This window comes from Corynebacterium sp. CTNIH16 (assembly GCF_032821655.1).
Lineage (GTDB): Bacteria > Actinomycetota > Actinomycetes > Mycobacteriales > Mycobacteriaceae > Corynebacterium > Corynebacterium marquesiae.
The window spans coordinates 145,967-170,955 of the sequence record NZ_JAVBIG010000003.1; the positions used below are offsets into that span (position 1 = coordinate 145,967).

Sequence of the window (24,989 nt, forward strand, 5' to 3'; positions counted from 1 at the left end):
GGACAACCCGCGTGCACCGCATTTCACTTAAGCGAAGGAAGATATGTCGAAGCCGGTAGTCCTTATTGCCGATAAATTAGCCCCGTCCACGGTTACGGCCTTGGGGGACTCTGTTGAGGTCCGTTGGGTGGATGGGCCGAATCGCGCCGAGCTCCTTGCCGCGGTTCCGGAAGCCGAGGCTTTGCTGGTGCGCTCTGCCACAACCGTTGATGCAGAGGTATTGGAAGCGGCCACAAAGCTCAAAATTGTGGGCCGGGCCGGAGTAGGACTGGATAATGTCGATATTCCGGCGGCCACAGATAAGGGCATCATGGTGGTCAATGCGCCAACATCGAATATTCACTCTGCGTGTGAACAGGCCATCGCACTGCTCTTAGCGACGGCGCGTCAGGTACCAGCGGCCGACCGGTCTCTGCGCGAAGGGGAGTGGAAGCGCTCTTCTTTCAAGGGCGTAGAGGTCTACGGAAAGACCATCGGCATTGTTGGCTTTGGGCACATTGGCCAGCTTTTTGCCCAGCGTATGAAGTCCTTTGAGACGACCATTATCGCGCACGATCCCTATGCCAACCCAGCTCGCGCGGCGGCGTTGGGCGTGGAATTAGTTGAGCTAGAAGAGCTGATGTCGCGTTCCGATTTCGTGACCATTCACCTGCCAAAGACTTCGGAGACGGCCGGAATGTTTGATAGGGAACTTTTGGCCAAGGCGAAGCCAGGACAGATTCTCATTAACGCAGCGCGAGGAGGTTTGGTAGATGAAGCGGCTCTGGCTGAGTCTATCGAGTCGGGACATCATCGAGGTGCGGGCTTTGACGTTTATGCCACGGAACCGTGCACTGATTCTCCGCTCTTTAAGCTGCCGCAAGTCACCGTGTCCCCGCACCTAGGCGCCTCCACTGTAGAGGCCCAGGACCGTGCGGGAACCGATGTAGCGGAGTCTGTCTTGAAGGCGCTTGAAGGAGAGTTTGTGCCGGATGCGGTCAACGTCTCTGGCGGGGCAGTGAGAGAAGAGGTTGCTGGTTGGTTGGACCTCGCCCGCAAGCTAGGACTTACTGCTGGCCGCCTTTTGGGTCAGGCCCCCGTTGCCGTCGAGGTGGAGGCCTGTGGCGAGTTGTCTACCGAAGACGTGGAGGTGCTAGGACTTTCTGCCGTCCGAGGTCTGTTTAGCGGCGTGACTTCGGAGCCGGTGACCTTTGTCAATGCAATGCAGATCGCGAATAGTCGTGGGGTAGAGGTGGAGGTTTCTACTAATGCGGAGTCCAAGGGGCACCGCTCTTCCCTGCAGGTGAAGGTTATTGGTGCCGATGGCGAGATCTCCTCGCTCACCGGCGCACTTATCGGCATCGATGGAACCGAAAAGTTCATTCGCATTAACGGCCGCGGCGTAGATATGCGTGCTACCGGTCGCAACCTCTTCTTCCGCTACGCGGACGCCCCAGGTGCATTGGGAACGGTAGGCACCAAGTTGGGCGCTGCGGGAATTAACATCGTGGCGGCCGCTCTTACGCACGGTAAACAGGAATCTGATGCTGTGTTAATTCTGCGCGTGGAAGCCGAGGTGCCAGAGCATCTCATCGCCGAAATTAATGCGGCCTTGGGAGCTGAATGCGAACAGCTGAACATGGAAGCATAGGGCTGCGGACTGTAACAGAATCTCAACCCGCGTGGTGCTAGGTAGTTTCCTGCGCTACGCGGGTTTGTTTTGGTAAGGTAATTCCATATCCACTCTGTGAGAAAGGAATCTTACATAATGAAACTTGCGGTGATCGGCGGCGACGGAATTGGACCAGAAGTGACGGCCGAAGCGCTCAAGGTGCTGCGAGCCGTTCGCTCCGATATCGAGACTACCGAGTATGACCTCGGTGCGCGGCGTTATCTGCGCAATGGGGAGCTTCTCACGGACGCTGATTTGAAGAGCCTGCGCGAACACGATGCGATCCTATTGGGAGCGATCGGCGCCCCAGGTGAGGTGCCACCAGGCGTCTTGGAGCGGGGGCTGTTGCTTAAGATGCGGTTTGCGCTGGATCATCACGTGAACCTGCGCCCCTCCAGGCTCTATCCCACCGCTTCCTCGCCGCTTGCTGAACCGGGCGATATCGATTTCGTTGTGGTGCGCGAAGGCACCGAGGGTTTGTACTGTGGAAACGGCGGTACCTTGCGAGAGGGAACTGAGTACGAGGTGGCCAGCGAGGTATCGCAAAATACTCGTTTCGGCGTGGAGCGTGTAGTGCGCGATGCGTTTGAGCGGGCAGCGCAGCGCCGTAAGCATCTGACCTTGGTGCACAAGACAAATGTCTTGGTCAATGCTGGTGGGTTGTGGCAGCGCACCGTTAATGAAGTCGCCGCCGAGTTTCCCGAGGTTCGGGTGGATTACCAGCATATTGATGCTGCAACCATATATATGGTGACAGATCCGGCGCGCTATGACGTTATTGTCACCGATAACCTTTTTGGAGACATTCTCACCGATTTGGCGGGCGCGGTAACTGGCGGTATTGGCCTTGCTGCTTCCGGAAACATCGATGCCTCTGGCATGAATCCTTCCATGTTCGAGCCGGTGCATGGTTCTGCGCCAGATATTGCGGGTAAGGGGATTGCAGACCCAACGGCGGCAATCTTGTCCGTCGCCATGCTTCTTCGTCACCTGGGTGATGAGTCTAATGCGCAGCGGATTGAGGATGTGGTGGCACAGGATGTTGCGCACCGCGATGCCGAGCCAATAAAGACCGTTGAAGTCGGTGACCGGATCGCCAAGCTTCTCGTCACATAGAGGTCGGCCTTTTATGTCAGGCGCTTGCCGACGCCTCAGGCGCCCAGCGTTTCCTGGCGTAGTCCCTAGTAGGGCCAGCAATGGCAATTAAAGGGGAAAGGAAATTTACTCAAATTAACTAATTAACACCGTATCCTTTGCACACATGTAAAGGTGGCTATTGAGTAGGATTACCGCTATGCGTTTAGGACGAATTGCACACCCAGAAGGAATCTGTTTCGCCGTTATCGATGGGCCAAAAGACGCCCCAATGGAAGAGCTAGTAGCAAAGGAAATTGCCGGCACGCCCTTCACCCCACCGGAGCCGACCGGTCGCGAGTGGAAACTTAACGAGGTTCGCCTGTTGGCGCCGACCCTTCCCACCAAGGTGGTAGCGCTTGGCCGCAACTATGCGGACCACGTTGCTGAGGTTTTCAAAAAGTCTGCTGATAGCCTGCCTCCCACTATTTTTATCAAGCCATCTACCGCGGTCATTGGCCCGGATGCCGCGATCAAGATCCCGGACTACGCCACCAACGTCGAGTTTGAGGGCGAGCTAGCCGTGGTCATTTCTAAGCCGTCGAAAAACATCAAGGCCGAGAACTGGAAAGACCACGTGTTGGGATACACCATCTGTAACGACGTTTCCTCCCGCGACCTGCAGTTCAAAGACGGTCAATGGGCTCGTGCCAAGGGTATTGACACCTTCTGCCCGCTCGGCCCGTGGATCGAAACTGATCTGGATAGCTTGAATCTGGACGATCAGAAGATTAATGCCTATCTGACGCACGAGGGTTCTCGCGAGCAAAAGCAGGATTCCAATACGGACCAGATGATCGTGAAGATGGGCGGAATTTTGGAGGAGATCTCCGCTGCCTACACCTTGCTGCCCGGCGATGTCATCACCACCGGGTCCCCAGCCGGCACCGCTCCTATGGTTCCAGGAGACACCATCGAAATCGAGATCCCAGGCCTCGGCACCCTGCGCAATTCCATTCACCGTGCATAACCCATGCCACCAAGAACGCCGTACCTATGTACCCACCTCCGAGGAAATGGAGGAACGCTACCAGAGTACTGAGCGGCTGTGGTCGGGCAATCCCAATGAGACCCTTGTCGATTATGCTGCGAAGCTGACCCCTGGCACGGCCCTTGATATCGGGTGTGGAGAAGGCGCGGATGCGCTCTGGCTAAAGAACCACGGCTGGGAGGTGTTGGGCATTGATTTCGCTCCGACCGCTGTGGCGCGCACCAAAGCCCACGGTGCCGCAGCGCAGGTCACAGCGTTTAGCGACTTTAGTCATGAGCCCTTTGACTTGGTCAGCGTCCATTATGGTGGGGTACGCGCCACGCCAGAAGAGGTGGAAAAGCTAGAGCGATTGGTGGCTCCAGGCGGAACACTGCTCTTTGTCCATCACGATATGGAGTCGGCAGAGGTAGCGATGCCGGAATGGTTAGCGGAAAACCTGCGCGAGCTGGAGACGGTCGAGCTAACTCGTCGTGAGCGTCACCTGACGGAAGGTGCGGGTGCGCACCACCAAAGCGATGTCGTGCTCGTCGCCAAGCGTGCAGCCTAGAGGCTGAGCGCCTTCAAAATGGTGCGCAGCTTGGCTGTGGTTTCTTCCAACTCCGCTTGGGCATCAGAATCGCCGACGATGCCTCCACCGGCCCAGGCACGCGCCGATAGCCCATCGCCGGCCACTTCTGCGCAGCGGATGGCTACCATGTACTCGCCGTCGCCGGAGCTATCGCACCAGCCGACCGCTCCGGCATAGAACCCACGGTCCGTTTCTGCAGTCTCAATAAGGGCTTGGGCAGCCTCTGCAGGGGTGCCACAGATGGCTGGTGTGGGGTGTGCTGCCAGGGCAAGCTCAAGAGCGGTCAAGTCTTTATCCTTGAGCGTTCCGGAAATTGGCGTGCCAAGGTGCCACATTTCATTGGTGCTAATAAGTTGCGGGGTGTCCGGAATGTCTAGCCGCTCGCACAGTGGGCTGAGTGCCCGGCGTAAGTGGTCGACTACAAAAGCGTGCTCGTGGAGATCCTTGGAGGAGTGCAAGAGGTCTTGTCCTGCGAGGTGATCCTCAGCCGCCGAGGCGCGGCGCGGGGAGGAACCCGCTAAGGGAAAGGCCGACACAGTCGAGCCTTGACGCTTGACCAGAACCTCGGGGGAGGATCCAACGAGCATCGCGCCCGGCCTTCCGGCTGGGGAGAGATCAGCAATGAATCCGTCACGGTTGGCGGAGAGATCGATAAGGCGCGCCGCTACGAGGCGCGGATCGATAGCTTCTGGGAATTCGATGTCTACAGCGCGGGCCAGAACTACCTTTTCTAGTTTGGAGGTTTCGATCGTGCCGATGGCTGCCTCCACGCGGCGAAGGTGCTCCTCCGGATCCGGATCGAAGCCAACCACGCGGGAGCTTAAACTTTGGTTGCGATAATAGGCGTGCGGCTCCAGCGGGCCTTCTTCGCGGATAATGGTCTCCGGAACGGTGAGTGCCGCGGGGGTGTCCGAATCGAAAGGGATTGCACCGACGACCATCTCTACGTTCTTGCTGCGGAGAGCGGAAATTGCCGTATCGGCGTCATTAAAAGTGTGGCGCGCACCTTGGGTACGGACAGACCCCGTTGCTCGCGAGAGCAAAAAATCGGGGGCGGTGCTTGGTCTGTCTTCGTGCATGAAAATATAGCTTAATGCCTTGGGCTTTTCTTACAGAATTGAGTGTGCACTGGGCGTGTAAACAGTGTCTCTAGTGAAGATTGTGGTTAATTTTAACCTTGTGGCTAATGTTACTAAGTTTCTTCACTATTCCCTGTACCTGATCCTTGTTGGTGTGCTGGCTAGTGGGGCGCTTCTGAGTGCTTCTCCTGCCCGCGCTCAAGAGGCGCCTGCTCCTGCACCGGCTCCAGCGCCAGCACCGGCCCCAGGCCCGGCGCCCGAAAACGCGAAGCCGGTTATTCCGCAGCCAGATGGATCCCACCTTGTTCCAGAAGACGTTAAAGAATCTACCCCGGCGCCAGCAGGAAAAGGTAGCGGAGAAGACAACCCAGCACCTGCGCCTGAGGGTTCATCGCTGCCGGAGCCGGCGCCGCGGCCAGCGATGGTAGATACCAGTATTAATCCCAACCCCCCGTTCAAGCCGGGTTCCATGCAGTCGCTCAATATGGAGCATGAGGGAAAGACCCGCAGGTATCTATTGCGTATTCCCAATAACTATTCGCCGGATAAGGCTGCTCCTGTTCTCTTTGGATTCGGTGGGTGGGGAGATTCCCCGGAGAACTACTCCAGCTACGCACGCATGCAGACCACTGAGGCCAATAACGAGGCCATCATCGTCTATCCAGAGGGATTTGAACGAGCTTGGGAGGCGGCGCCTTATGCCAAGACACGCGATGGGGAGGATATCCGCTTTATCAAGCGCATTCTTGACTCTGTGGACAAGGACTACCACGTTGATCGAAACCGCGTATACGCCATGGGGATGTCTAATGGAGGCGGCTTTACTTCTGTGCTGGGCTGCCACGCCCAAGATACCTTCGCCGCTATAGCTATGGTTTCGGGTGCCTTCTACAACCCAGTTGAGGTCAACTGTGCTGATGCGCCGATGAATACCCTCATCATGCACGGCGTTAACGACAAGATGATGACCTATGAAGGCGGTGACCGGCACGAGGCTGGTTACTTGCCAGTGCGCACCGTACTTGGCGGCTACCTGAAGCGCAATCGATGCGATATGACCTTCCAATCCACTCCGGAAGCAGGCGGCTCGGAACGCCTGAGCTTCAACGGCTGCCAGAAGGATGTACAGCTGGTTAAGGTTCCACAGGACCACACCTGGTTCTGGCAGCCAGATACTCCACGGGTGGTCTGGGACTTCCTCTCGTCCAAGACCAAGGTATAAAACAGCGGCGCTTAGCCACGGATAAGGCCCAGAGGAGAGATCCTCTGGGCCTAGTTTTATTGTTGGCTGCTCAAGAGCACTGTGCTAGTCGACGCGCGGCAGGTGGGTCGTAGCATCATCGGCAGGCTGTTGGGTTGGGGCCCTCTTCTTGCGGAAGAACTGGACATAGACCAACAGGCCGATGCCGAGTACCAGCGCGAATGCGCCTAGTCCGGCTAAAAGGCCCGCCCAGAAGCTGCTTTTTGCCAGGGTAGCGGTATACGCAGCGGCATTAGTCAGTACATTTTCAGAGTCCCTGTCTTCCGCAGCACCGGCATCCGGAACCTGCTGTGCACTAGCGGAGGCTGCAGCCTTGCCCTTAGTACGCTTAGTAGACTTTGCGTGCCGGGAGCCGGTGGACTTTTTGGCCGTCGAGTGGGAAGAACCGCTGGTGGAAGCAGAACGGTGCGAGCTTGTGCCAGTGGCCGCGCTTTTTCCGGTTTTCGCAGTGGAAGCAGAATCATTCACACGACTAGCAGAGTGGTGGGTCGTAGCCCCAGAACCAGAACCGGACTTTCGCGGAGTACCAGAGGCTTGAGCTGAACCCGTGGAGGACGTGTTATGCGGCGCTCTAACCTTCCCAGCGTCTTTTGCCGTGGTGCGGGAGGCCTGCTTGCGCTTGCCTGCGCTATCCTCGCCAGAGTCCTTGCCGCCTTGTTGCGGCTTACCACCTTCTAGGAACTTCTGACCCTCTTGCAGGGTCTTGTCGAGCTCTTTGTCCAAGCCAGCGATGGCTTTGTCTACGTCTTTAACGTCTTTTTCAAGTTGCTTGGGGCGGCTATTTGAGTCGCCTCCGTTGCCGGCAGCAGCGTCAGCATCGGTATAGTCCACGCCGCACAGTTCTGTCGCCGTGGCCTGCTCGCCGACGAGGAAACCGGCATGGAGGTGGTGCCGGGAGCCGTCGGGAAGCTCAAAGGTAAAGCTCACCGCGTAGGTTCCAGGCTCGGTAAAGACAAAGGCCGGGTGGGAATGGGAGTTGCCGGGGTAGTCCCAGGCAGAGCCATCAGCAGTATCCATAAGTACCTTGGGGCCACCAAGCTCCATCTGGTAGGCCACGATACGGCCATCCTCGGGGCCCTGTGCGATAGCCATGCTCAAGGTAGCGGTGTCTCCGGCGGCGAGGAGATCCTGAGATAGCTCTTGGGTATTAAAACCTAGCCAAGGGGCGTTGGGATCTTGCGTTTGCGGCAGTACCCAGCCTTCATCGGGCAGGGAACTATCGCTGAGCTCGGAAAGCGGCTGCTTAAGGTCATCAGATACCTCAATGGCAAAGGACTCAGAGTCATGCTCGATGCCCTTATCATCATCTTTGACCTTGAAACTGAGATCGCCGGAATCGCCGCTGAGCGCCATGTCCTGGTGTCCCTTGGTGATGAGGTCGAAGTCGCTGGAAGTGCATGCTTCGGTGGATTCTTCTGCATATGCGGTGGCGGGCTCGAAGAGTTCTACCCCCGCTCCCGGAAGGGCGCTGAGGCTTATCAGTCCCGCGGTGCCGAGGGCCACCGCGGTGCGGCAGACAGGTTTCATGAGGAGACGGATTCCTTTCGTGGGGTGGGGTGTGGGGCGTCGGAAAGCGAGGCACCTGCGTGCTTGCGGGCACCGAGAAGTGGATGGATGGCCCATACAACCAAGAAAATGGCGGTGAGGGTGAGCACGATGGTGGCGCCGGCCGGAAGATCAATGGCCCATGCCAGGTAGATGCCGAGGAAGCTGGCCAGCGCGCCGATGAGGGCGGAAAGCCACATCATGGTCGTTAGATTTGTGCTAAGCAGGCGTGCCGTCGCGGCCGGAGTGATGAGCAGCGCGAGGACCAAGATATTGCCGATGGTGCTCACGGAAATGACCACTGCGGCCGTGACGCACAGGTACAAAATGGTGTCCAAAACAAAGACAGGCAAGCCCATTGCGCGGGCAGTTTCCCGGTCCAAGCACGTGGCGTTGAGCTGGGGGCCAAAGGCTATAACGATGGCGACAACTACGGCGCATACGCAGCCCGCGACGATAATATCGGTGCGGGAAACGCCGGTGAGTGAGCCGAAGAGGAAGCTTGTCAGCGAGGCACTATAACCATCGGTGCGCGAGATTATCACCATGCCCAAAGCGAAAGCAGCGGCGAAGAAGATACCGATGATGGAATCCGCTCGCACGTGGCGACGCTGCGAAAAAGCGGCGATGAGCAAGGCCACAACTGCACCGGCGACTGCGCCACCCACGAGCACCGAGGTTTGCAGGGCGAAGGCAATGGCTAGGCCCGGGAATACGGCGTGGGAGACGGCGTCGCCAATAAAAGCCATGCCGCGTAGCACGACATAGCAGCCGATGACGCCGCATACGATGGCCGCAAGCAAGGAGATGCCTACCGCGCGGGCGAGAAAGTCAAGGTGGGGATTGACCAGGTCGCGCAGGAAATCAAGGAAGGAAATTTCTATCATGCGGTGACTCCAATGGCAGAAAGCAAAGGGGAACCGGCACGCACGCCAAAGGTGTGCGTCCACGGGTCCGTCTGGTGAAGAAGGTGCGAGGCGGAATCATCGGCTACCACGGTGCCGTTAAAGAGAATGAGGCGGTGACAAGAATGTGCGGCTTCAGAAAGGTTATGAGTGGACATAATGATGGATGTGCCGCGGTGGGAAAGCTCTTCAAAAAGCTCGAGGAGCGATTCAGTATTGGGCGCATCTAGTCCGGTAAAGGGCTCGTCGAGCAACAGCACGTGTGGTTGTGTGGAGAGGGCTCGGGCGATGAGCACGCGTTGGCGTTGACCACCGGAGAGTTCTTCGATGGGGCGGGTAGAAAATTCTTCCATGTTCACCAAACGAAGCGCCTCTGTTGCTGCGGCATGATCCTTAGCGCGCGGTCGCTTCAGCCAGCCGATAAGGCCGGTACGGCCGCTGAGCACGGTGCGATAGACATTGATGGGAAAGCCCCATTCCACTTCGTGACGCTGGGGAACATACCCCACGGTGCCGGAGATGCTCCGAGTTCCGGAGGAAGGGATAAGCCCTAAAATGGCGCGCATGAGGGTGGTCTTACCAGCACCATTGGGCCCGAGGACCCCGATGAATTCGCCGGGGTGGACCTCTAGATTGGCAGCGGTGATAACGCTGCGGTGCGAGAGTGAGACGTTTAGATCAGCAACGGAAATGAGCGGTTTAGCCACGGCTATCACCCCGCTTGGCTGAACGCAGGGCGAGCCCTAGGGCCAGTAGTAGCACTACGGCGCCAACGCCGGCGAGGACAAAGATCCAGGTGGGAATAGAGGAGCCTGCGGTCTGAGCGTCGTCTGGATTCCAGGTAGTGTCTTGGGCCGCTTGGACGTCGGCATCATCGCCCACGGCGAAGGTGAGTACGCCATCGGTGCTGAACTCGGCGCCGTCCTTGGTCTTGCCCTTCACCCTGATGCCTACCTGATGGGTGCCTGGCTCCGTAAACGTCCAGTTGGCGTGGGTGTGGGTATTGAGGTCTACCCAGAAGTCCTCGTCGCTCTTCTGCGCGGTGGACCACAAGAGCTGTGGCGCTTCAAAGCCGCCGTTTTGTAAGAAGAGGGAGAAATCGCCCGGGCCGGAGTGGCCGAGGAATTCCATGGTGACGCCGCGGTCGGCGGCGTCGACAAGGGAGGGCGCCTGGGTATTCCAGCCCAGCCAGGGAACGCCGACTTGCTCGGTTTGGGGAACCACCCAGACCTTATCGCCGGACTCAGCTCCAACGAAGCCAAAGTCATCCGTATCGGGAAGGGCTTGCTGTGCTTTATCGCCCACGGAAAACACGAGGTCGTCCAAGTGACGCCAGACTGGCTTATCGCCGGCATCATCGCGGGCCATAAGCTCAGAATCCGTGCCATCAAGCAGGGCACCAACGTCTACGTGACCGGTGTCGATGACCTTTTCTTCGCCCTGCGGGGCAACGTGTTCATCGGCACCGACCACCTGGGCGAGGTCGCCCGCCCAAGCAGGGTTGGTAGAAAGTGCCAGACCTGCAGTAAGCACGCAGGCGGCGGTGCGGGTGGCGGTACGAGTAGCGAATTTAAGCATTTTTATCTCCATGGGTGGGGTTGGGGTTCAGGCAACGCTGCAGGGAATCAGCGTTAAATTTCATGAGGTCGATGTAGGAGCTGACGGTGTCATCGAACGTGTCGCCGTAGATGGGGCACAGCTCCACTCCTTGCTCCGCGGCAGCCTGCTTCAGGGTCTCGGTGCTTGCCTGCTGCACGGGCTCTACAAACACGGCTGGTAGATGGAGGTTCTCCAGCGTGTGGCGTAAGGAAATGACCTCGCGTGGGGAAGGCTCGATGGCCGGATTGGGAGTGACGAAGCCGGCCACCGACATGTCATAACCTTGCTCCAGGTAGGCATAGCCGTGGTGCGTGGTCACAAGGTGCCGGTTTTCTTCTGCGATAGAAGAAATGGCGCGGTCAACATAGGCATCCGTATTCCGCAGACGCTGCGTGTAGGCCTCCGCTCGTTGGCGGTAGGACGCCCCGTGGGAAGGATCTGCCTGCGCCATTTCCTCGGCAATGGCATCGACGTAGGCGATGGCATTGTCCACGTTGTGCCACAGGTGCGGGTCCACCTCGCCGTGGATGTGTTTTCCTAGCACCGCCTGCGGCAATAGGTAGGTATCCGATCCCGGTCTGCCCAGGAAACGGTAGGCCGGATCCGGCGGTATGGGCTGCAGTACCGAAGAGGGGATTGACACCACGGTGGTGGCAGGGTCGAAGCGCTTGTCCTGATCGCGCAGGTCAATGCGTCGCTTGTCTAGGTCTCCTGCAATATCCAGGTGTCCGGAATCTATCACTTGCATGCCTTTAGGTGGGTTTACTCCCACGGCCACAGTGAGGTGTTGGACGTCGGTGCCCTCTGCTTGGAACCCGAGGTGGTAGATTCCCGGCTGGGAAAATCCCCAAGACACGTGCGTGTGGGCGTTGGCCGGCAAGGTCACTGAGTCTTTTCCATCGATGCCATCGGCCGAGTTAAATAGGACCTCCGGGGTGCCGAAGGTAGAGACCACATAGGCCGCGACGTTACCTGGCCCATCGGCAGAGACCATGCGGAAGTCCACCCCGGAAGAACGCTGCTGTGCGCCACTGATGCGCAGGCCCAGCCAAATTGCCTCGAGCGAGACATCTTCTACCAGCGGCACCAGAGTGGCACCGCGGGTGGAGGCAGCATCGGCGACTTCCACCACGGGGGAATCGGTGGATTCGTGCAGCGTATCGATGAGAGACTGTGGCTCCAGCAAGTAGCCATTGCTCAGTGCCAAATCGGCATTGGCAACATCGCGCACCGTGCGCAGCGTTGGCTCAAAGGTATGCGGATCTTTTCCGCTGGGGATAAGGCTTTGTACCCGGGCATCTTCTCCCGCGACGTTGCGCGCAAGATCCGCGAGGATCGGGGTGGTGGCCACTACGGCGAATTTTTCTCCGCTTCCGGTATCCAACGCAGCCGAAGGGGCACAACCAGTGGCCAGCAGGCAGGCGCCCAGCAGCGCGCCTATGGTTCGAAGCCTGCGTCTATGAGAAAGCGCACGCGCCATTAGTCTGCTGCCTTAGCTACAGCTAGACGGGCAATGCCTAGGCCGAGGAAGAGCATGCCCAAGCCCAATGCTCCGATGCCAAAGGGAACAATAGGAGTCCCCGTATTGGCTAAAGAACCGCCCTTGCTGTGTGACTGCCCGGACTGGCCAGTGTTTGATCCGGTACTTGCGGTAGAGCCACCAGCGCTTGCCGACGCCCCACCTGCCGCAGCACGATGCTCGCAGTCGCCGCCCTCCGGATTTACCGCAGCGCCCAAGTCGAAGTGCCCGTTGTCAAAGGCTTCAGCCGGTTTGTCGCCGCCGACCACGAAGTGAAGTGTCGCTTCACCGGCAACTTGCTTGCCCTCATTGGTCTTGGCCACCTGGCGGATGGTGACGTCATAGGTGCCCTGTGCACCAAAGACCCAGTTGGGGTGCACGTGCGTATTGGGGGCAATCGAATAGGTACCCTCCGCCGCATCTGCATTGCCGCGGAACCACTCATCGCCCACGATCTTTCCCAATCCGCCCTGGGAGTAGACCATCATAGGGCCGGGTCCCTTGAAGCCTGCTAACTCCCAGGTGACATCGCCAGGGATATTCTCGCGCATGGTCGGACTTTGGGTATTAGCGCCGAGCCACGGCACACCATCGACCTGGGTAGAACCAATCATCCACGCCTGACCGGCTGGCACTGGACCTACCTCTTGCGGCAGATCGACGCTGGATTTATCGGAGAGATAAAAGGTAGCGCCTTCAGCATCGCGCCACTGGGAGGGGGAGACCGTATCGTCCTTGATTTGCGGCGTCATGCCCGGGGTGCACTCTTCGTCCCCGGAGGCGCCGGACTTATCGGCAGCTGCAGCGCCGCCCTTGTCTGCTGACCGTTGGGCGCTCGTGGCTTCCCGGTCATTGCTAACCTCGCCCGTGTCAGCCGATCGATCCGCTGTGGACGCATCGCCGCCGTCGCCCACTTCCCAGGTGTAGGTCACAGCATTGCTGGACTCGCCATTGGAATGGGCTTGCACCGTCATGGTGTAGGTGCCGGCCTCGCTAAAGGCCCAGTTGACGTGCCGGTGGGCTGGATTGGGTTGGTTGATGACCTCGCCGCTGGTGAGCTCCATTGAACCGGAATCAGTAACCGCCTGTATGTCTCCGAAACCGCTGGTCTCAAAGACATATACCGAACCCGGGCCGGAAACTTCGGCGAATTCTAGGTCAACGTTGTCAAAGCCGCCATCGCGTGCAGGCTGGGTATCCCAGCCCGGCCAAATGATGCGCTGATCTTGCGTCTGCGGCAGGAAATAGGTGGGTTGGCCTATCTCCGGCACGGCCTCGGTGGCATCCGACCAGGCATCTTCGACAACCTTGAGCACCACATCATCGCCGGAGCGTGGAACGCCCGATCCAGTGATGTCTTCCTTCATCGATAGGTGTAGCTGACCATCTGGGGCCGTGACATAGAAGGCGTCTACATGCCCAGAGTCGAAGACCTCATCAAAGGCAAGTGCTGCGGCGGGGGAGAAGAAGGCCAATGCGGTGGCAAAGACGGCGGCAAATACGTGAATAAATCGGCGCCGCAGCGGGACGCGCCGGGAGACAAAGGATGGTGAATAGTGCATTGTGGTTTCCCGTCTAATTGGTGGGGTAGAAGAGGCTTAGAAGTTGAGGCCGAAGCGCTTGCGGATGAGATCCTCGTTATCTCGGAAAAAGTTATAAAAGGCCTTGAAAATCACCACGAGGACCGCTGGTAGGACCAGGCTCCACGGGCTAAACGAGGACCCTGTGGGCTCTTCTGGCCGACCGGGGTTGGCTGGTGTGTCCGGGTTATCAGGTGCGGACGGTTGCGTGGAAGGCTCCTGGGAAGGCTCCGCGGAAGGCTTATCTGTTGGACTTTCGCTGGGCTCTCCGCTCCCAGTCGTGCCCGGCGCGAGGAAGGAACAAGAGTCCAATGTCTTATCGCCTACGGCAAAGGTGAGGGTTTGGGGCGCAGACTTTAGTTCCTTGCCGTCCGTGCCCGTGGCCGAATAAGTAGCCTCAAAGGTGTACAAGCCAGGCTTGGAAAAGGCCCAGTGCGTATGGGTATGGGCCGGAAAGTTGGTTTCGATGGTGTAGTCCTTAGCCGCAGAATTGGCGAGGACCGAAAAACCTTTGCCATGGGTGCCATCGATAAATGCGCCCCATTCGGCACCGTCCGGCGTGGAGGTGGGCTTCAAGTTGAGGTTGACGGCATTGTCCTTGGTTAAGGAATAGTTCAGATCCTGGGTGTTATAGCCTGGCCAAATGATGTTTTGGTCCTGGGTTTGTGGCAGGTGATAGAAGCGCTCACCGAGCTTTCCTAGGAAATCGAACTCCTTGCCTGCGAGCTTCTTATTGCGCGGGGTGAGCGCATTATCGTGTACGCCGAGTACAACGTCGTCGAGTTTGCGGTCAACAGACTTCTTGTCCACCTGTGCCGTGTCATCGCGCAGAACCGTTGCAAAGCCTCCCTCGGCAGGCTGGGCCTTGATGTCTACATGACCACGGTCTAGTAGGTACTTCTCGCTGCATTGTGCATTGCTGGCTTGCGGTTCTTCGGTGCCTGGCTGCGGCGCGGAAGACGGAGTGTCTTCCTTGCCTGGGGTAGCCTCCGGTTCTTCATTGGAAGTGGAGAACTTCCCACTGACTTCATAGTTTTCACCAAAAGCAAAAGACTCAGTAATAACGCTGCTAGCATGTCCAGCCTTAACGGTGGAATGGGGGAAGAGGTTAACCTTGGCGAAATAGCCTTTGAAGTACTCGCCCTCATCAAAGGCGACCTCGCCGTGGCCGTTAGTAATAGGGGTTTCCAGATCCACGGTGGGGTATTTAGCCCCCTTCGTGTCATAGAGCCCGCCGGTGAGAAGGCCATTGAAGTTTTTATCCTCGGTATCCACCACAATCTTCGTGCCCCCATTGCCCTGCTTGCGCATGCGGATGGTGTAGCCCAGCTCTTTTAGCTCGGTCTCCTCGGTGGGAGCCAGCTGGCGCGGCTGGGAGGTTTCCTGCCACGTATCAGCGGCGGCAGAAGAATCGGTGTGGCTGGATTTACCGGGTTCGAAGTCAAGGGGTTGGGATATCCAGCGTGGGGCATCATCCTCTGGGGTAAATACGGCCTGTAACTGGGAAGGGGCGGGGCCCATATATTCATCCCACTGAGCATGACCGTCCTTAACGGGGAGGTCGGTGAGGAAGTAGCCGTCGATAAGCAGCGTGAGGGTGCCTTGTGCCTTGTTCTTGGCGTCGAAGGAAATGGTGGTGAGCTTGTCGTCACCGTCTTTTTCGGGATTGGACTTGGGGGCCATGCGCAGGCTGTAGCCTGCAGCAGCGGCGTTGCCAGCCGCGGATTGTGCGAAGCGCTCCTTGAGGCTCGGCGTTTTTTCCTCTTCGGGCTTTTGCCCGCCAACTTGGATGGTGGTGGTCTGTGGCTCATTGGCTATGAGCTGGCCGTCCTTTCCGCGCGCACTGGTGCGGTAGGTCAGGCGGTATCGTCCTGGCTTGGTAAACAGAGTGGAGTTGTGCGTATGTGTGCCGGCAACAAGGTAGGCAGAGTGCGGCGAATCCGGGAAGGAACCGAGCATGCGGTGCAGCTGGGTGCCGTTCTCATCATCTTTATTGGTAAAAAGCTCCACCTCGCCGGGGCCATCGACGCTGAGCAAGTCAAGGAAGGCTACGCCGTCACGGAATTTGTCCGTGGGCAGCGAAGCATCTGCGCCAAAGCCCAGCCAAATGGGCGAAGTATTACCGGATACCTGGTGCGGCGCTGTGTAATAAGTCGTGCCAGGGGCCCCAATGTAGTCTTGGGTCCCGTTTGCCGGAAGCGTATAGAGATACTGGTTGCTGTTATCCGTAGCGCTGTAGCCCTTGCCCACCCAGGCAACAGTGTCTGCAATCGGGGGCTCTTGACCACCAAACTCGGACTTTAGGACGAAATCGTTGTTCTCCCAGAAAGACTTGGGGGAGTCAACGTGGGTATTGGTAGCGATGTGCTTGCCATCATCGGGGCCTGCGACAGCCGTGGCGGGAGTGATAAGTGCCAAAGTGCTCAGCGTGGCAAGGAAACGGATGTGTGGGGAAGCCACAGTTGGGAAGGCCTTTCTACAGTTCGCACAAGTTCACCAGAAACTATAGAAAATGATTCCCATAACCTGTTAGCCGTAATGGAAGTCAGTTTCATTGACCTGTGGTTTTGTAGTGAAACCCGTTTCCAATTACCCCAATTTGTGTGTAGGAATAGACTGCAAACCGCTACGCGCCGGACAGGTTTTAAGGGCGCTTGGGCTGGTGCGGACTGGAATCGGCGGCTCCACTACGATGGTTGGCATGACTGAAGTACGCGTTAGATTCTGTCCATCCCCAACCGGCACGCCGCACGTAGGCATGGTGCGCACCGCACTATTCAACTGGGCCTACGCCCGCCATACCGGCGGCAAGCTGGTATTTCGCATCGAGGACACCGATGCCGCCCGTGACTCTGAAGAGTCCTACCAGGCCATCATTGATTCCCTGACCTGGCTTGGGCTGGGCTGGGATGAAGGCATCGATGTCGGTGGCCCACACGAGCCTTACCGTCAGTCCCAGCGCATGGACATCTACAAGGAAGTTTTGGACAAACTCATCGAAGGTGGCTTTGTCTACCCGGCATATTCCACCGCCCAAGAGGTAGAGGAGCGCCACAAGGCGGCCGGCCGTGACCCGAAGCTGGGCTATGACAACTTTGACCGTGATCTCACCCAGGAGCAGATCGATGCTTTTGAGGCCGAAGGTCGCAAGCCAGTGTGGCGCCTACGCATGCCGGAGCAGGACTGGACCTGGACTGACCTGGTGCGCGGGGAAATGACCTTCAAATCTGAAACCCAGCCGGACTATGTGGTGGCTCGTTCCAATGGTGCGCCGCTCTACACCCTGGTTAACCCGGTTGATGATGCCCTGATGCGCATCACCCACGTGCTGCGTGGTGAGGATCTGCTGTCTTCTACTCCGCGTCAGCTCGCGCTTTACGACGCCCTTAAGAAGATTGGCGTTGCCGAGTTCACCCCAGAGTTTGGCCACCTACCCTTCGTGATGGGCGAGGGCAATAAGAAGCTGTCTAAGCGCGACCCGCAGTCCAACCTGTTTAATCACCGCGATAACGGCATTATCCCTGAGGGCATGCTCAACTACCTGTCCCTGTTGGGCTGGTCCCTGTCCGCAGACCAGGACATCTTCAGCATGGATGACTTGGTAGAAAACTTCGACGTCCACGATGTGCTGGGTAATCCCGCCCGCTTTGACCAGAAGAAGCTCGAGGCTATCAATGCCGACCATATCCGCCAGCTGGACCCAGAAGAGTTTGCCTTCCGTCTGCGCAACTACCTGACCGAATACACCGATTTCCCGGCCGACTATGACGGCGAGAAATTCGCCTTCGCGGCAGATTTGGTACAGACCCGTATCAAGACGCTTTCCGATGCTTATGGTCTCATGAGCTTCTTGGTTACCCCAGATGCGGACCTGAAACTCGATGAGAAGGCGGCGAAGAAGAACCTCAAGGAAGAGGCCATTCAGCCGCTCGAGGTGGGCATCGAGACCCTCGAGGGCATTGCGGAGTGGAAGACCGAGAATATTGAAGCGGCACTATCCAAGGCCCTTATTGAAGACCTTGAGTTGAAGCCCCGTAAGGCTTATGGCGCACTGCGCGTAGCTATTTCCGGCGCCCAGGTTTCCCCACCACTCTTTGAGTCCATGGAGCTGCTAGGTAAGGAGTCCACCCTGGCCCGCCTTCGTTCGGCCCGTGAAGTGACTCCTTATGTGCCGGCGGCACAGTAGGAGGAGCGCCTCCCGTAAGGCGGCGATAGATATCTAATCCCGCCCTTCGATGCGGCGAATGACAGCTGAACTACAGTGCTGTCATTCGCCGCTTTTTATTAACCACTTTACTGGCCTGAAAATGGCGTGTGTGCTGGCGATTTGGCAGTTTACGCGTTGATCATTATAGTTATTACACGTTGCAGCGAGCAAGGGAGCGAAGCTGGAAGGCAGTAAGCTTCCGATGCAAGTTAGCAAATGGCCTATGGTGTAATTGGCAACACAGCGGTTTCTGGTACCGCCATTCTAGGTTCGAGTCCTGGTAGGCCAGCAGTGAAAATGCTTTAAATGGCAGGCTCACTAGTTCTATGCCCCGTTCGTCTAGCGGCCTAGGACGCCGGCCTCTCACGCCGGTAACACGGGTTCAAATCCCGTACGGGGTACAAAGACCTCCAGCCTAAAGGTTGGAGGATTTTTCATATCCGGGGCAATGTCTTTTTCTAGCGACAGTCTGGGGCGCGACCACGGCGCAAGCAAAACTGGTTATAACCTACCCCAGACCATTGGGCTCGTCCGTGCAGTTAGCCGCGTCCTGCCAATGGAACCAGGGTTAAGACCACCGCGAAATTGCGCAAAACCCTTCCTGTCCTGCACGTGCAGGCATAGACTGCAAGTACAGCAGAAAACAAACAGAAAGGAGAGCGGGTGACAGAAAGCGAAACGCACCACAGCCAAGGCGCACAGCCCGAAAGCATAGCAAGGTAGTAACGCTATAATCCACAACTTCCTTCCCACCAACGTTTGTATGAAGTATAGGAGCCTGCAGCATATGCACTTTGAGGCACAGCGCCATCCCGAGTCCTACTAGCACAGCGTTCTCGGCCACCGACTATCCACAGATTGCTGGCGGAATAACCACTGATTCGATCCGCACCTCGGCCACGAAGAACCCTCACTGCAGTACCGGACTCGGGAATTTTTGTGTTTTCCTTCGCCTGCCCTCAAAACCGTCCTTGACCGCACGATTTGTGCTGAATTAACCCATCGTTTACTCTTAACAAGTCCGCAACGCACAGTGTGCGATTGCTGCGAACGCGCCCCGTTCGTCTAGCGGCCTAGGACGCCGGCCTCTCACGCCGGTAACACGGGTTCAAATCCCGTACGGGGTACCAACGGAAAGCTGCGAGCCACATGGTTCGCAGCTTTTTCTTTCCCTAAGACCTGTCCGGTCTAGCGGCGTGTAAGCAGGCCTCGATGTCCCAGGGCTAACCGTCCTGCCCGCGGGACGGTATAGGAGCTGAGGTAAAGCGGGGCACAGATTCCCGTAGTGGTCCTTCAGTAGGGACTCAGGTGGTCTGTAAGTGGTTACGTGCCCGATAGCTGCGTTCGAGAGAATCCCTTAAGAAGGAGCTAGACCTAGCGATAAAAGGTATCCGAGTCCTTCCTAGCGGATGCGTATTCGACTTTCCCAGCCCCTTCTAGGTCTTTCGGGCACTAACGTGGGACCCGACCATGAAAAAGCCCACCAAACCGTGAAAAGGGCTTGGTGGGCGGTGTAGGAAGGGCGGAAGGGGAGACGTCGGCAAGCGTGGCTACGCCATAACCTTCGTCTTCTTAATCGCTTTCTGCAGGCGCTTGTGATAGGCATCCATGGCGCGGCGGAGAACGAGGCCGACGATGAGTGCAGGGATGGTAAATAGCAGTAGCATGCCCAACTCGCGCCAAATATCGCCGTGATAGGTGCCCGCAATGGCGCTGCGGAAAGCATCAATGGCGTACGTTGCTGGCAGCCACGGGCTCACGTTCTGGAACCATTCAGGCAGCAAAGGCAGCGGGTATGCGCCGCCGGAGCCGGAGACTTGTATCACGAGCAACAACACCGCTAAGGCCTTGCCGGCACTATCGAGTGTGATGACAAGTGAATAGATGATCAACATAAACGCCAGCGAGACTATCCATGCGGCAAACATGAGCATGAATGGGTGAGCAGGCTCGATCTGGACGAAGAAGATGAGGCTGAGAACCACCAAGGTGGCCTGCGCGAGGCCGACCAGGCCGAGTGTGGCAAAGCGGCCGAAGAACGCTTGACCACGGGTGAATTCGCTCTCGTCGTACTTCCCGTTCTCGTCCTTGCGCAAGTATTTACGCTCGGCGTTGGTATGCACCAGCACGCATGCCAGAAGGGCGCCTACCCATAGCGACAAGGTGAGGTAGAACGGCGTCATACCCACGCCAAAGGCAGCGACAGGGTAGACCGGCTGGCGGTCAACAGCCACGGGAGCGGCGATGCGAGAGGCAAGCAGTTCTGGCTCGTTGCCGACGATATCCGCCAGCTTGTCCAAATCGCCGCCGCGGCGCACCTCGTCGATCTTGCGGCCCATGTCCGCAAAACGGCCGCTTTGCTCCCGCAGGGTGCCGGCAAGGCCGGCAGTGGTATCGCGGGCGCGCGCCATGCTTTGCTGTGGCGACTCGTCATCCTCGGAAACCGAGGAGCGAATGCCTGCGATGTCCTGCTTGACAGCATTAATATCGTCCGCGACAACCGAGACGCTCTGGTTGAGCTGATCTAGCTGCGGTTTGAGGTTCTCGTTATAGGAATTGCGTGCCTTTTCAGCAGCCTGCTTGGCATTGGCGATGGCATCCTTGGTGCGCTGTCGGGAGTCTTGGGACGTGCCACGGCCTTGCTCAAGGTCATCGGCGGTAGATACGAGCGAATCATGCAGAGCGTTGCTCTGGGCAATGGAGGCATCAATCTGGCCCATCATCGCCTTATATCCACCCGCCACCGCGGCAGGTAGAGCTACTTTATCGGCTTGGTCCTTGATGGAAGTGCGAACTCCCTCAAAGGCCTGAGTTTGCTCATCCACCCGTTCAGCAGCGGTGCGGTAGGTCTGCGCCGTTTGTGCGCTGGTGTTGCTTGCATTATTGAGCAACTCATCGACCTGGGCAGAAAGCGCATCGTAGCTTTGCGTTGTAGCCGCCAAGGAAGCGTCGAGCGAACCAGCCGAGTCATTGAGGGTAGAACGCAGAACGTCGATGGGGTTTTCGCCTTGGTCATTGTTGATCTCCGTAGCCTGGCGGCCAGCCTCGGCGAGAATATTGTCCGCAGCCTGCGTAAGCGGCAGGGTGGAGTCGACCAGATTGCTTAGTGCACCTACGGTGCCAGCCGCAGCATCGAGGCGGGTGCTGACGTTATTGACGCGATTGTGCAGGTTATTGAGTGCAGTCTGGGTATCGTCCTCATTAAGGTATTTATCAAAATCCGAGACGACGCCAAGGCCGACATTGGATACCACGCGGGTGAAGGACTCGTCGATTTTCTGGATGACGCCGTCCGCACTCTTTTGCGTGATGGTGGTAGACAGCGCATTTTTCTTCTCATTGGTATAGAGGTTGAGCTTGCTTGGATCGGTTCCTTCTACATAGAACGTGAGAAGGTCCGCGCTGAAGTCTTTAGGTAGGACAATGCCGGCATAGTATTCGCCGGACTTTGTTCCTTCGACTGCATCGGCGCTATCAGTAATGACCCAATCGATATCGTGATTGCGGCTGAGCTGCGAGAGCACCTCATCGCCCAGATTAAGCTTCAGGGAGGCGAGGTCGCTTTCGTGGCCTTCATCCTCGCTGGCCACAGCAATCTTGAGCTGGTTGGTATTAGCAAAAGGATCCCAGCTAGCCAGCACGTTGAAGGACGTGAAAAGCAACGGGATGATGGCAAGGCCAAAGATGATGACCGCGGTCATTACATTGGTGCGAATGGCGTGGAGGTCATCGCGGAGAATGGTCAGAATGTTTTTCATGACTTACTCGCCTCCCTTTCCGGAGTCATCACCATCAACGGCGGGCATTTCCTTGGTCTCGCTGGTATTAGAAGGTGTGGATTCCTCGTCTAAGTCTTCTAGGAGGTAGCGGTTTGGGTGTTCCTGTTGGTGCTCGAGGTGCTCTTGGATTTCCTCATCGCTGAGATCCGCCAGGCGGTTATCATGCGCGATGCTCTGCTTGACGTACTCAAGGGAGCAGATAACCCCCACCGCAATGAGCGTAACCAGGCAGGCCAGGCCGAAGATGATGGCCTTTTCTTCAGGGTTAATGCGTGAGTAGATGCCCAAAGCGACGACTAACGCTAGGCCTACCGCGACGGTAATCTTCATCAGCTGGGAGTAATTCCTGCGCGCCATGCTCCATTTAGCCTCCAAGCTTTGTTGATACGCCTCGCGGTCATTCAAGGCATAGAGGAGGTCAGTAAAGCGGTACCGGCTGCCGACCAGATGGACCTGCTCATTGATAACGAGACCGCCCTTATGCAGTTCGTCGTTGACCAGCATGTTGACGTTGGACAGGCCGCGGCGCATCACAGTACCGATGAGGTAAGCGATCGCGGCCATGCCGATGAGCGCGGCAAGATCGCGTGCATAGTGGTTGCCGTAGAAACCACCAACGGTCTCACGCATGGCATCGATGCCATAGGTAAAGGGCAGGAATGGATGTACCGCGCGGAAGAAGTCCGGCGTCATTTCAATGGGGTAGAGGCCGGATGCGCCCGGAATCTGGATGAAGGCGAAGACCACCGCGATGCCGCGGCCTACGTGTCCAAACGTAGAAACCAAGCTATAGGTAATGCTCAGATAGCACAGGCCTACGATGACTGCGGTAGCGACGTAGGCCAATGCATTGGCATGTTCAACTCCAATGGCCAGGTTGCCGATGGACACGATGAGTGCCTGTGCGATGGCAAAGAAGGAAAGCAAAAGGAAGCGGGCAAGGTAAGCCTTGGTAATGGTGAGGTTCTTGCGGCCCTGCGGGTCTACCTCAGCGCGAAAGATGATGAGCAGCATGAACGCGCCGATCCACAGCGTGAGGTTGATAAAGAGCGAGGACATGCCGGAACCGTAGTGCTTTACAGGGAATACGGCGTGGCTTTCCATCTCTGCAGGGGAGGCAAGGAAGGAAGACACCTCATCGGTGTTCAGGCCCTTCACAGACTGCAGGATGGAATTGTTATTGGCGGTATTGCTCAGCGCAATCACATCGCTGCGGGAGGCGCGAAGCCCCTCCTCAATACCGTCGAGGTCCACAGAAAAGCGCTCAACTACTTGCTGGGCCTGGCTTAGCTGCTCGTCGACGCTGCCCAAGAGCCCATCGGTTTGCCCTACCAGTGCCTGCTGGCTTTCGAGTGAGGCGGAAAGTTTGCCGGTGGTAGCGGTGACGTCGGAAAGCGCAGCATTGAGCTTGGGCAGGCCCTCGGCCACATTATCGCGCAGCGCGTGGGAATCATCGCGCGTTTGGGCGGCCATCTTTTCCAACATGCCCGTGGTCTTATTGAGCGAATCGATGGTGTCGTTCGTATCGCCGTTGAGAGTATCTAAGTCACCGAGAACGGCCTTATTCTGATCATTGCGTTCGCGGAGGTCTCCTACCTGATCCTTAATCTGTTGGGAAACCTGTGGGGGCAGGGCCGGTGAAGACGCAAGCTTTTCAAGCTGATCGATAGCCCGGTCAGCTTCACCGACGATTCCTGCCGCGCCAGCGGAGGCGGCACCGACGCGATTGAGTGCGCCGCGTAGTTTGCCGGAGACCGAGCCTACGGTGGCATTGGCGGAGGCGGTGCCGTCCGCCATGGCGGTAGTGCCTTCTACATAGGCGGCGGTGGCATCGTCCGAGAAAGAAGTGACTTCCCGCTGGACCTCTGCAGTAATGGAGTTAAGTTCATCCAGGGCGGTCTGGGCATCATCGACGGTCTTTTGCACCGTGCCCAAAGAATCACGGGCTTGCGCGATAGTTGGGCGCGCGTCTTCGATGGTGGAATGCACGTCAGCAAGCTGGCTGCGGGAGTTAGCTACCGTATCTGCAGTCTCTGAAAAAGAATCCGCGGTCTTGCTTGCGGTACTGTTAATCTTCTGGCTCAAATCGCCACCGGAGTTCTTTAGCTCCGTAGCCACCGAATCCGCTACCTGTTCATTAAAGGTAGAGCTAATGGTGGCGTCTAGGGTCGAAGCGCCAGTATCAGTAATCTTCGGTGCGATGGCGTTCAGCTTTTCATTGACGTGATATTCCAGCGTGGGCTGAGAATAGGTACCTTTAAAAAGGCTAACGAAATCGGCTGAGAAGTCCTCGGGGACGATTACCGAGGCGAAGACGTCGCCCTTCTTAACGGCGTCTTCGGCTTCCTGGCGGTCCATGAACTGCCAGCCCAGCTTGTCATTGTCATGCAGCTTGTCAATCATCTGCCCGCCGACGTCTAAGTGGCCGGTCATCTCCGAGGATGCGCCTTTGTCCTCATTAACTACGGCGACTTTGAGGTGTTCTGTGTTTCCGTATGGGTCCCAGAAACCGGAGATGTTTACCCAGGAATACAGGGCTGGGGTGATCATCAAACCAATGAGGATCACCCAGACCTGCGGGGTCCGCCACAAGCGGACAAAATCTTGGAGAAAAATCTTCCAACTAGTAATCACTCGAAGAACCGTAGCACCCAACCGGAAAGAACTAATAGTCTGACTGTCAGTTTTAACAGAAATGAGAGAGCGCGTCCTGTCGATCTTGCAGATATGTTTCTGGTGTGAATTTCGGGGACGATTTCAGCAGTAGGGGTGGGCATAGAAAGGCCGCCTAGGCTCATAGTTCAAGGGGCCTAGGCGGCAAGCGATTTGGGGCTAGGCCCCGATAGGCGCTTAGTGCTCGTCGTAGTGATCGCCGTGGGCGGCGTGGCGGTGGCCGTCGTGCAGGTAGTCCACGTGGTCGCCGTGCGGGATCGCTACGTGGCCGCAGCCTTCACCATGGGTGTGGTCGGCGTGCGCCTCGGCTTCAACGTGCTCGGTGGTCTCGCACTCATCCCAGTGGCCATTATGCGCACGGTGGATGTGGCCCTCGTGGAGATAGTCGGTGTGGTCACCGTGCGGGAAAGAAACGTGGCCGCAATCGGTGCCATGGGTGTGGGTATGATCTTCGTGGGTGTTGTGGGTCATGATGCCTGATCCTCTCTTGTAGGGGAC

At 57.5% G+C, this 24,989-nt stretch carries 17 protein-coding genes and 3 tRNA genes; 9 read left to right on the forward strand and 11 right to left on the reverse strand.

The features are described from left to right. Positions 1 to 43: 43 nt before the first annotated feature. The 4 genes from serA to RAE04_RS04405 all read left to right on the forward strand — a co-directional run bounded on the left by serA (position 44) and on the right by RAE04_RS04405 (position 4,323). Positions 44 to 1,630 (forward strand): phosphoglycerate dehydrogenase, encoded by a 1,587-nt coding sequence (serA, locus tag RAE04_RS04390; protein ID WP_317026556.1) that lies wholly within the window; start codon positions 44 to 46, stop codon positions 1,628 to 1,630. A gap of 117 nt (positions 1,631 to 1,747) precedes the next feature. Then, positions 1,748 to 2,767 (forward strand): 3-isopropylmalate dehydrogenase, encoded by a 1,020-nt coding sequence (locus RAE04_RS04395; RefSeq protein WP_317026557.1) that lies wholly within the window; start codon positions 1,748 to 1,750, stop codon positions 2,765 to 2,767. Between the two features lie 178 nt (positions 2,768 to 2,945). Then, complete coding sequence (locus RAE04_RS04400; protein ID WP_317026558.1) at positions 2,946 to 3,755, forward strand: fumarylacetoacetate hydrolase family protein; 810 nt, start codon at positions 2,946 to 2,948, stop codon at positions 3,753 to 3,755. Between the two features lie 46 nt (positions 3,756 to 3,801). Beyond that, positions 3,802 to 4,323: a class I SAM-dependent methyltransferase gene (locus RAE04_RS04405; protein WP_317026606.1), complete on the forward strand. Its 522-nt coding sequence runs from the start codon at positions 3,802 to 3,804 to the stop codon at positions 4,321 to 4,323. On the opposite strand, the gene RAE04_RS04410 is transcribed toward RAE04_RS04405, so the two are convergent. Next, a complete protein-coding gene (locus RAE04_RS04410; protein WP_317026559.1) occupies positions 4,320 to 5,423 on the reverse strand; it encodes an isochorismate synthase in 1,104 nt (367 codons plus the stop codon). The genes RAE04_RS04405 and RAE04_RS04410 overlap by 4 nt on opposite strands. Before the next feature lie 469 nt (positions 5,424 to 5,892). On the opposite strand from RAE04_RS04410, the gene RAE04_RS04415 reads away from it, so the two are divergent. Next, positions 5,893 to 6,645, forward strand: coding sequence for an alpha/beta hydrolase family esterase (locus RAE04_RS04415; protein WP_317026560.1), 753 nt, complete (start codon positions 5,893 to 5,895; stop codon positions 6,643 to 6,645). 84 nt (positions 6,646 to 6,729) lie between these two features. On the opposite strand, the gene RAE04_RS04420 is transcribed toward RAE04_RS04415, so the two are convergent. Genes RAE04_RS04420 through RAE04_RS04450 form a run of 7 tightly spaced genes read right to left on the reverse strand, consistent with a single transcriptional unit; the run spans position 6,730 to position 16,292 of the window. Next, a complete protein-coding gene (locus RAE04_RS04420) occupies positions 6,730 to 8,211 on the reverse strand; it encodes a choice-of-anchor M domain-containing protein (RefSeq protein WP_317026561.1) in 1,482 nt (493 codons plus the stop codon). Continuing rightward, positions 8,208 to 9,116, reverse strand: coding sequence for an anchored repeat-type ABC transporter permease subunit (locus RAE04_RS04425; RefSeq protein ID WP_317026562.1), 909 nt, complete (start codon positions 9,114 to 9,116; stop codon positions 8,208 to 8,210). Before RAE04_RS04425 ends, RAE04_RS04420 begins: the two co-directional genes overlap by 4 nt. Continuing rightward, the gene (locus RAE04_RS04430; protein ID WP_408933227.1) at positions 9,113 to 9,847 is read right to left on the reverse strand and encodes an anchored repeat-type ABC transporter ATP-binding subunit; all 735 of its coding nucleotides are present in this window, start codon (positions 9,845 to 9,847) and stop codon (positions 9,113 to 9,115) included. The genes RAE04_RS04425 and RAE04_RS04430 overlap by 4 nt, the downstream gene beginning before the upstream one ends. Next, entirely contained in the window at positions 9,834 to 10,712 is an 879-nt protein-coding gene (locus tag RAE04_RS04435; RefSeq protein ID WP_317026564.1) for a choice-of-anchor M domain-containing protein, read from the reverse strand. The genes RAE04_RS04430 and RAE04_RS04435 overlap by 14 nt, the downstream gene beginning before the upstream one ends. Beyond that, positions 10,705 to 12,213 (reverse strand): anchored repeat ABC transporter, substrate-binding protein, encoded by a 1,509-nt coding sequence (locus RAE04_RS04440; protein ID WP_317026565.1) that lies wholly within the window; start codon positions 12,211 to 12,213, stop codon positions 10,705 to 10,707. The genes RAE04_RS04435 and RAE04_RS04440 overlap by 8 nt, the downstream gene beginning before the upstream one ends. Then, complete coding sequence (locus tag RAE04_RS04445) at positions 12,213 to 13,814, reverse strand: choice-of-anchor M domain-containing protein (RefSeq protein ID WP_317026566.1); 1,602 nt, start codon at positions 13,812 to 13,814, stop codon at positions 12,213 to 12,215. The genes RAE04_RS04440 and RAE04_RS04445 overlap by 1 nt, the downstream gene beginning before the upstream one ends. A gap of 36 nt (positions 13,815 to 13,850) precedes the next feature. Then, a complete protein-coding gene (locus tag RAE04_RS04450; protein ID WP_317026567.1) occupies positions 13,851 to 16,292 on the reverse strand; it encodes a choice-of-anchor M domain-containing protein in 2,442 nt (813 codons plus the stop codon). Positions 16,293 to 16,524: 232 nt separating this feature from the next. Between RAE04_RS04450 and gltX the strand changes: the two genes are divergently transcribed. The 4 genes from gltX (at position 16,525) to RAE04_RS04470 (ending at position 19,169) form a co-directional block, all read left to right on the forward strand. After that, positions 16,525 to 18,018, forward strand: coding sequence for a glutamate--tRNA ligase (gene gltX, locus RAE04_RS04455; protein WP_317026607.1), 1,494 nt, complete (start codon positions 16,525 to 16,527; stop codon positions 18,016 to 18,018). Between the two features lie 238 nt (positions 18,019 to 18,256). Further along, positions 18,257 to 18,328 (forward strand) — tRNA-Gln (locus RAE04_RS04460). Positions 18,329 to 18,367: 39 nt separating this feature from the next. Beyond that, positions 18,368 to 18,440 (forward strand) — tRNA-Glu (locus RAE04_RS04465). A 653-nt stretch (positions 18,441 to 19,093) separates the two neighbouring features. Further along, positions 19,094 to 19,169, forward strand: a tRNA-Glu gene (locus RAE04_RS04470). 420 nt (positions 19,170 to 19,589) lie between these two features. Here RAE04_RS04470 and RAE04_RS04475 read toward each other — a convergent pair. From RAE04_RS04475 to RAE04_RS04485, 3 genes are all read right to left on the reverse strand, one after another. After that, positions 19,590 to 21,797 (reverse strand): YhgE/Pip domain-containing protein, encoded by a 2,208-nt coding sequence (locus RAE04_RS04475; protein ID WP_317026568.1) that lies wholly within the window; start codon positions 21,795 to 21,797, stop codon positions 19,590 to 19,592. Between the two features lie 3 nt (positions 21,798 to 21,800). Then, the gene (locus RAE04_RS04480; protein ID WP_317026569.1) at positions 21,801 to 24,452 is read right to left on the reverse strand and encodes a YhgE/Pip domain-containing protein; all 2,652 of its coding nucleotides are present in this window, start codon (positions 24,450 to 24,452) and stop codon (positions 21,801 to 21,803) included. 216 nt (positions 24,453 to 24,668) lie between these two features. After that, positions 24,669 to 24,962: a hypothetical protein gene (locus RAE04_RS04485; protein WP_317026570.1), complete on the reverse strand. Its 294-nt coding sequence runs from the start codon at positions 24,960 to 24,962 to the stop codon at positions 24,669 to 24,671. Between the last annotated feature and the right edge of the window lie 27 nt (positions 24,963 to 24,989).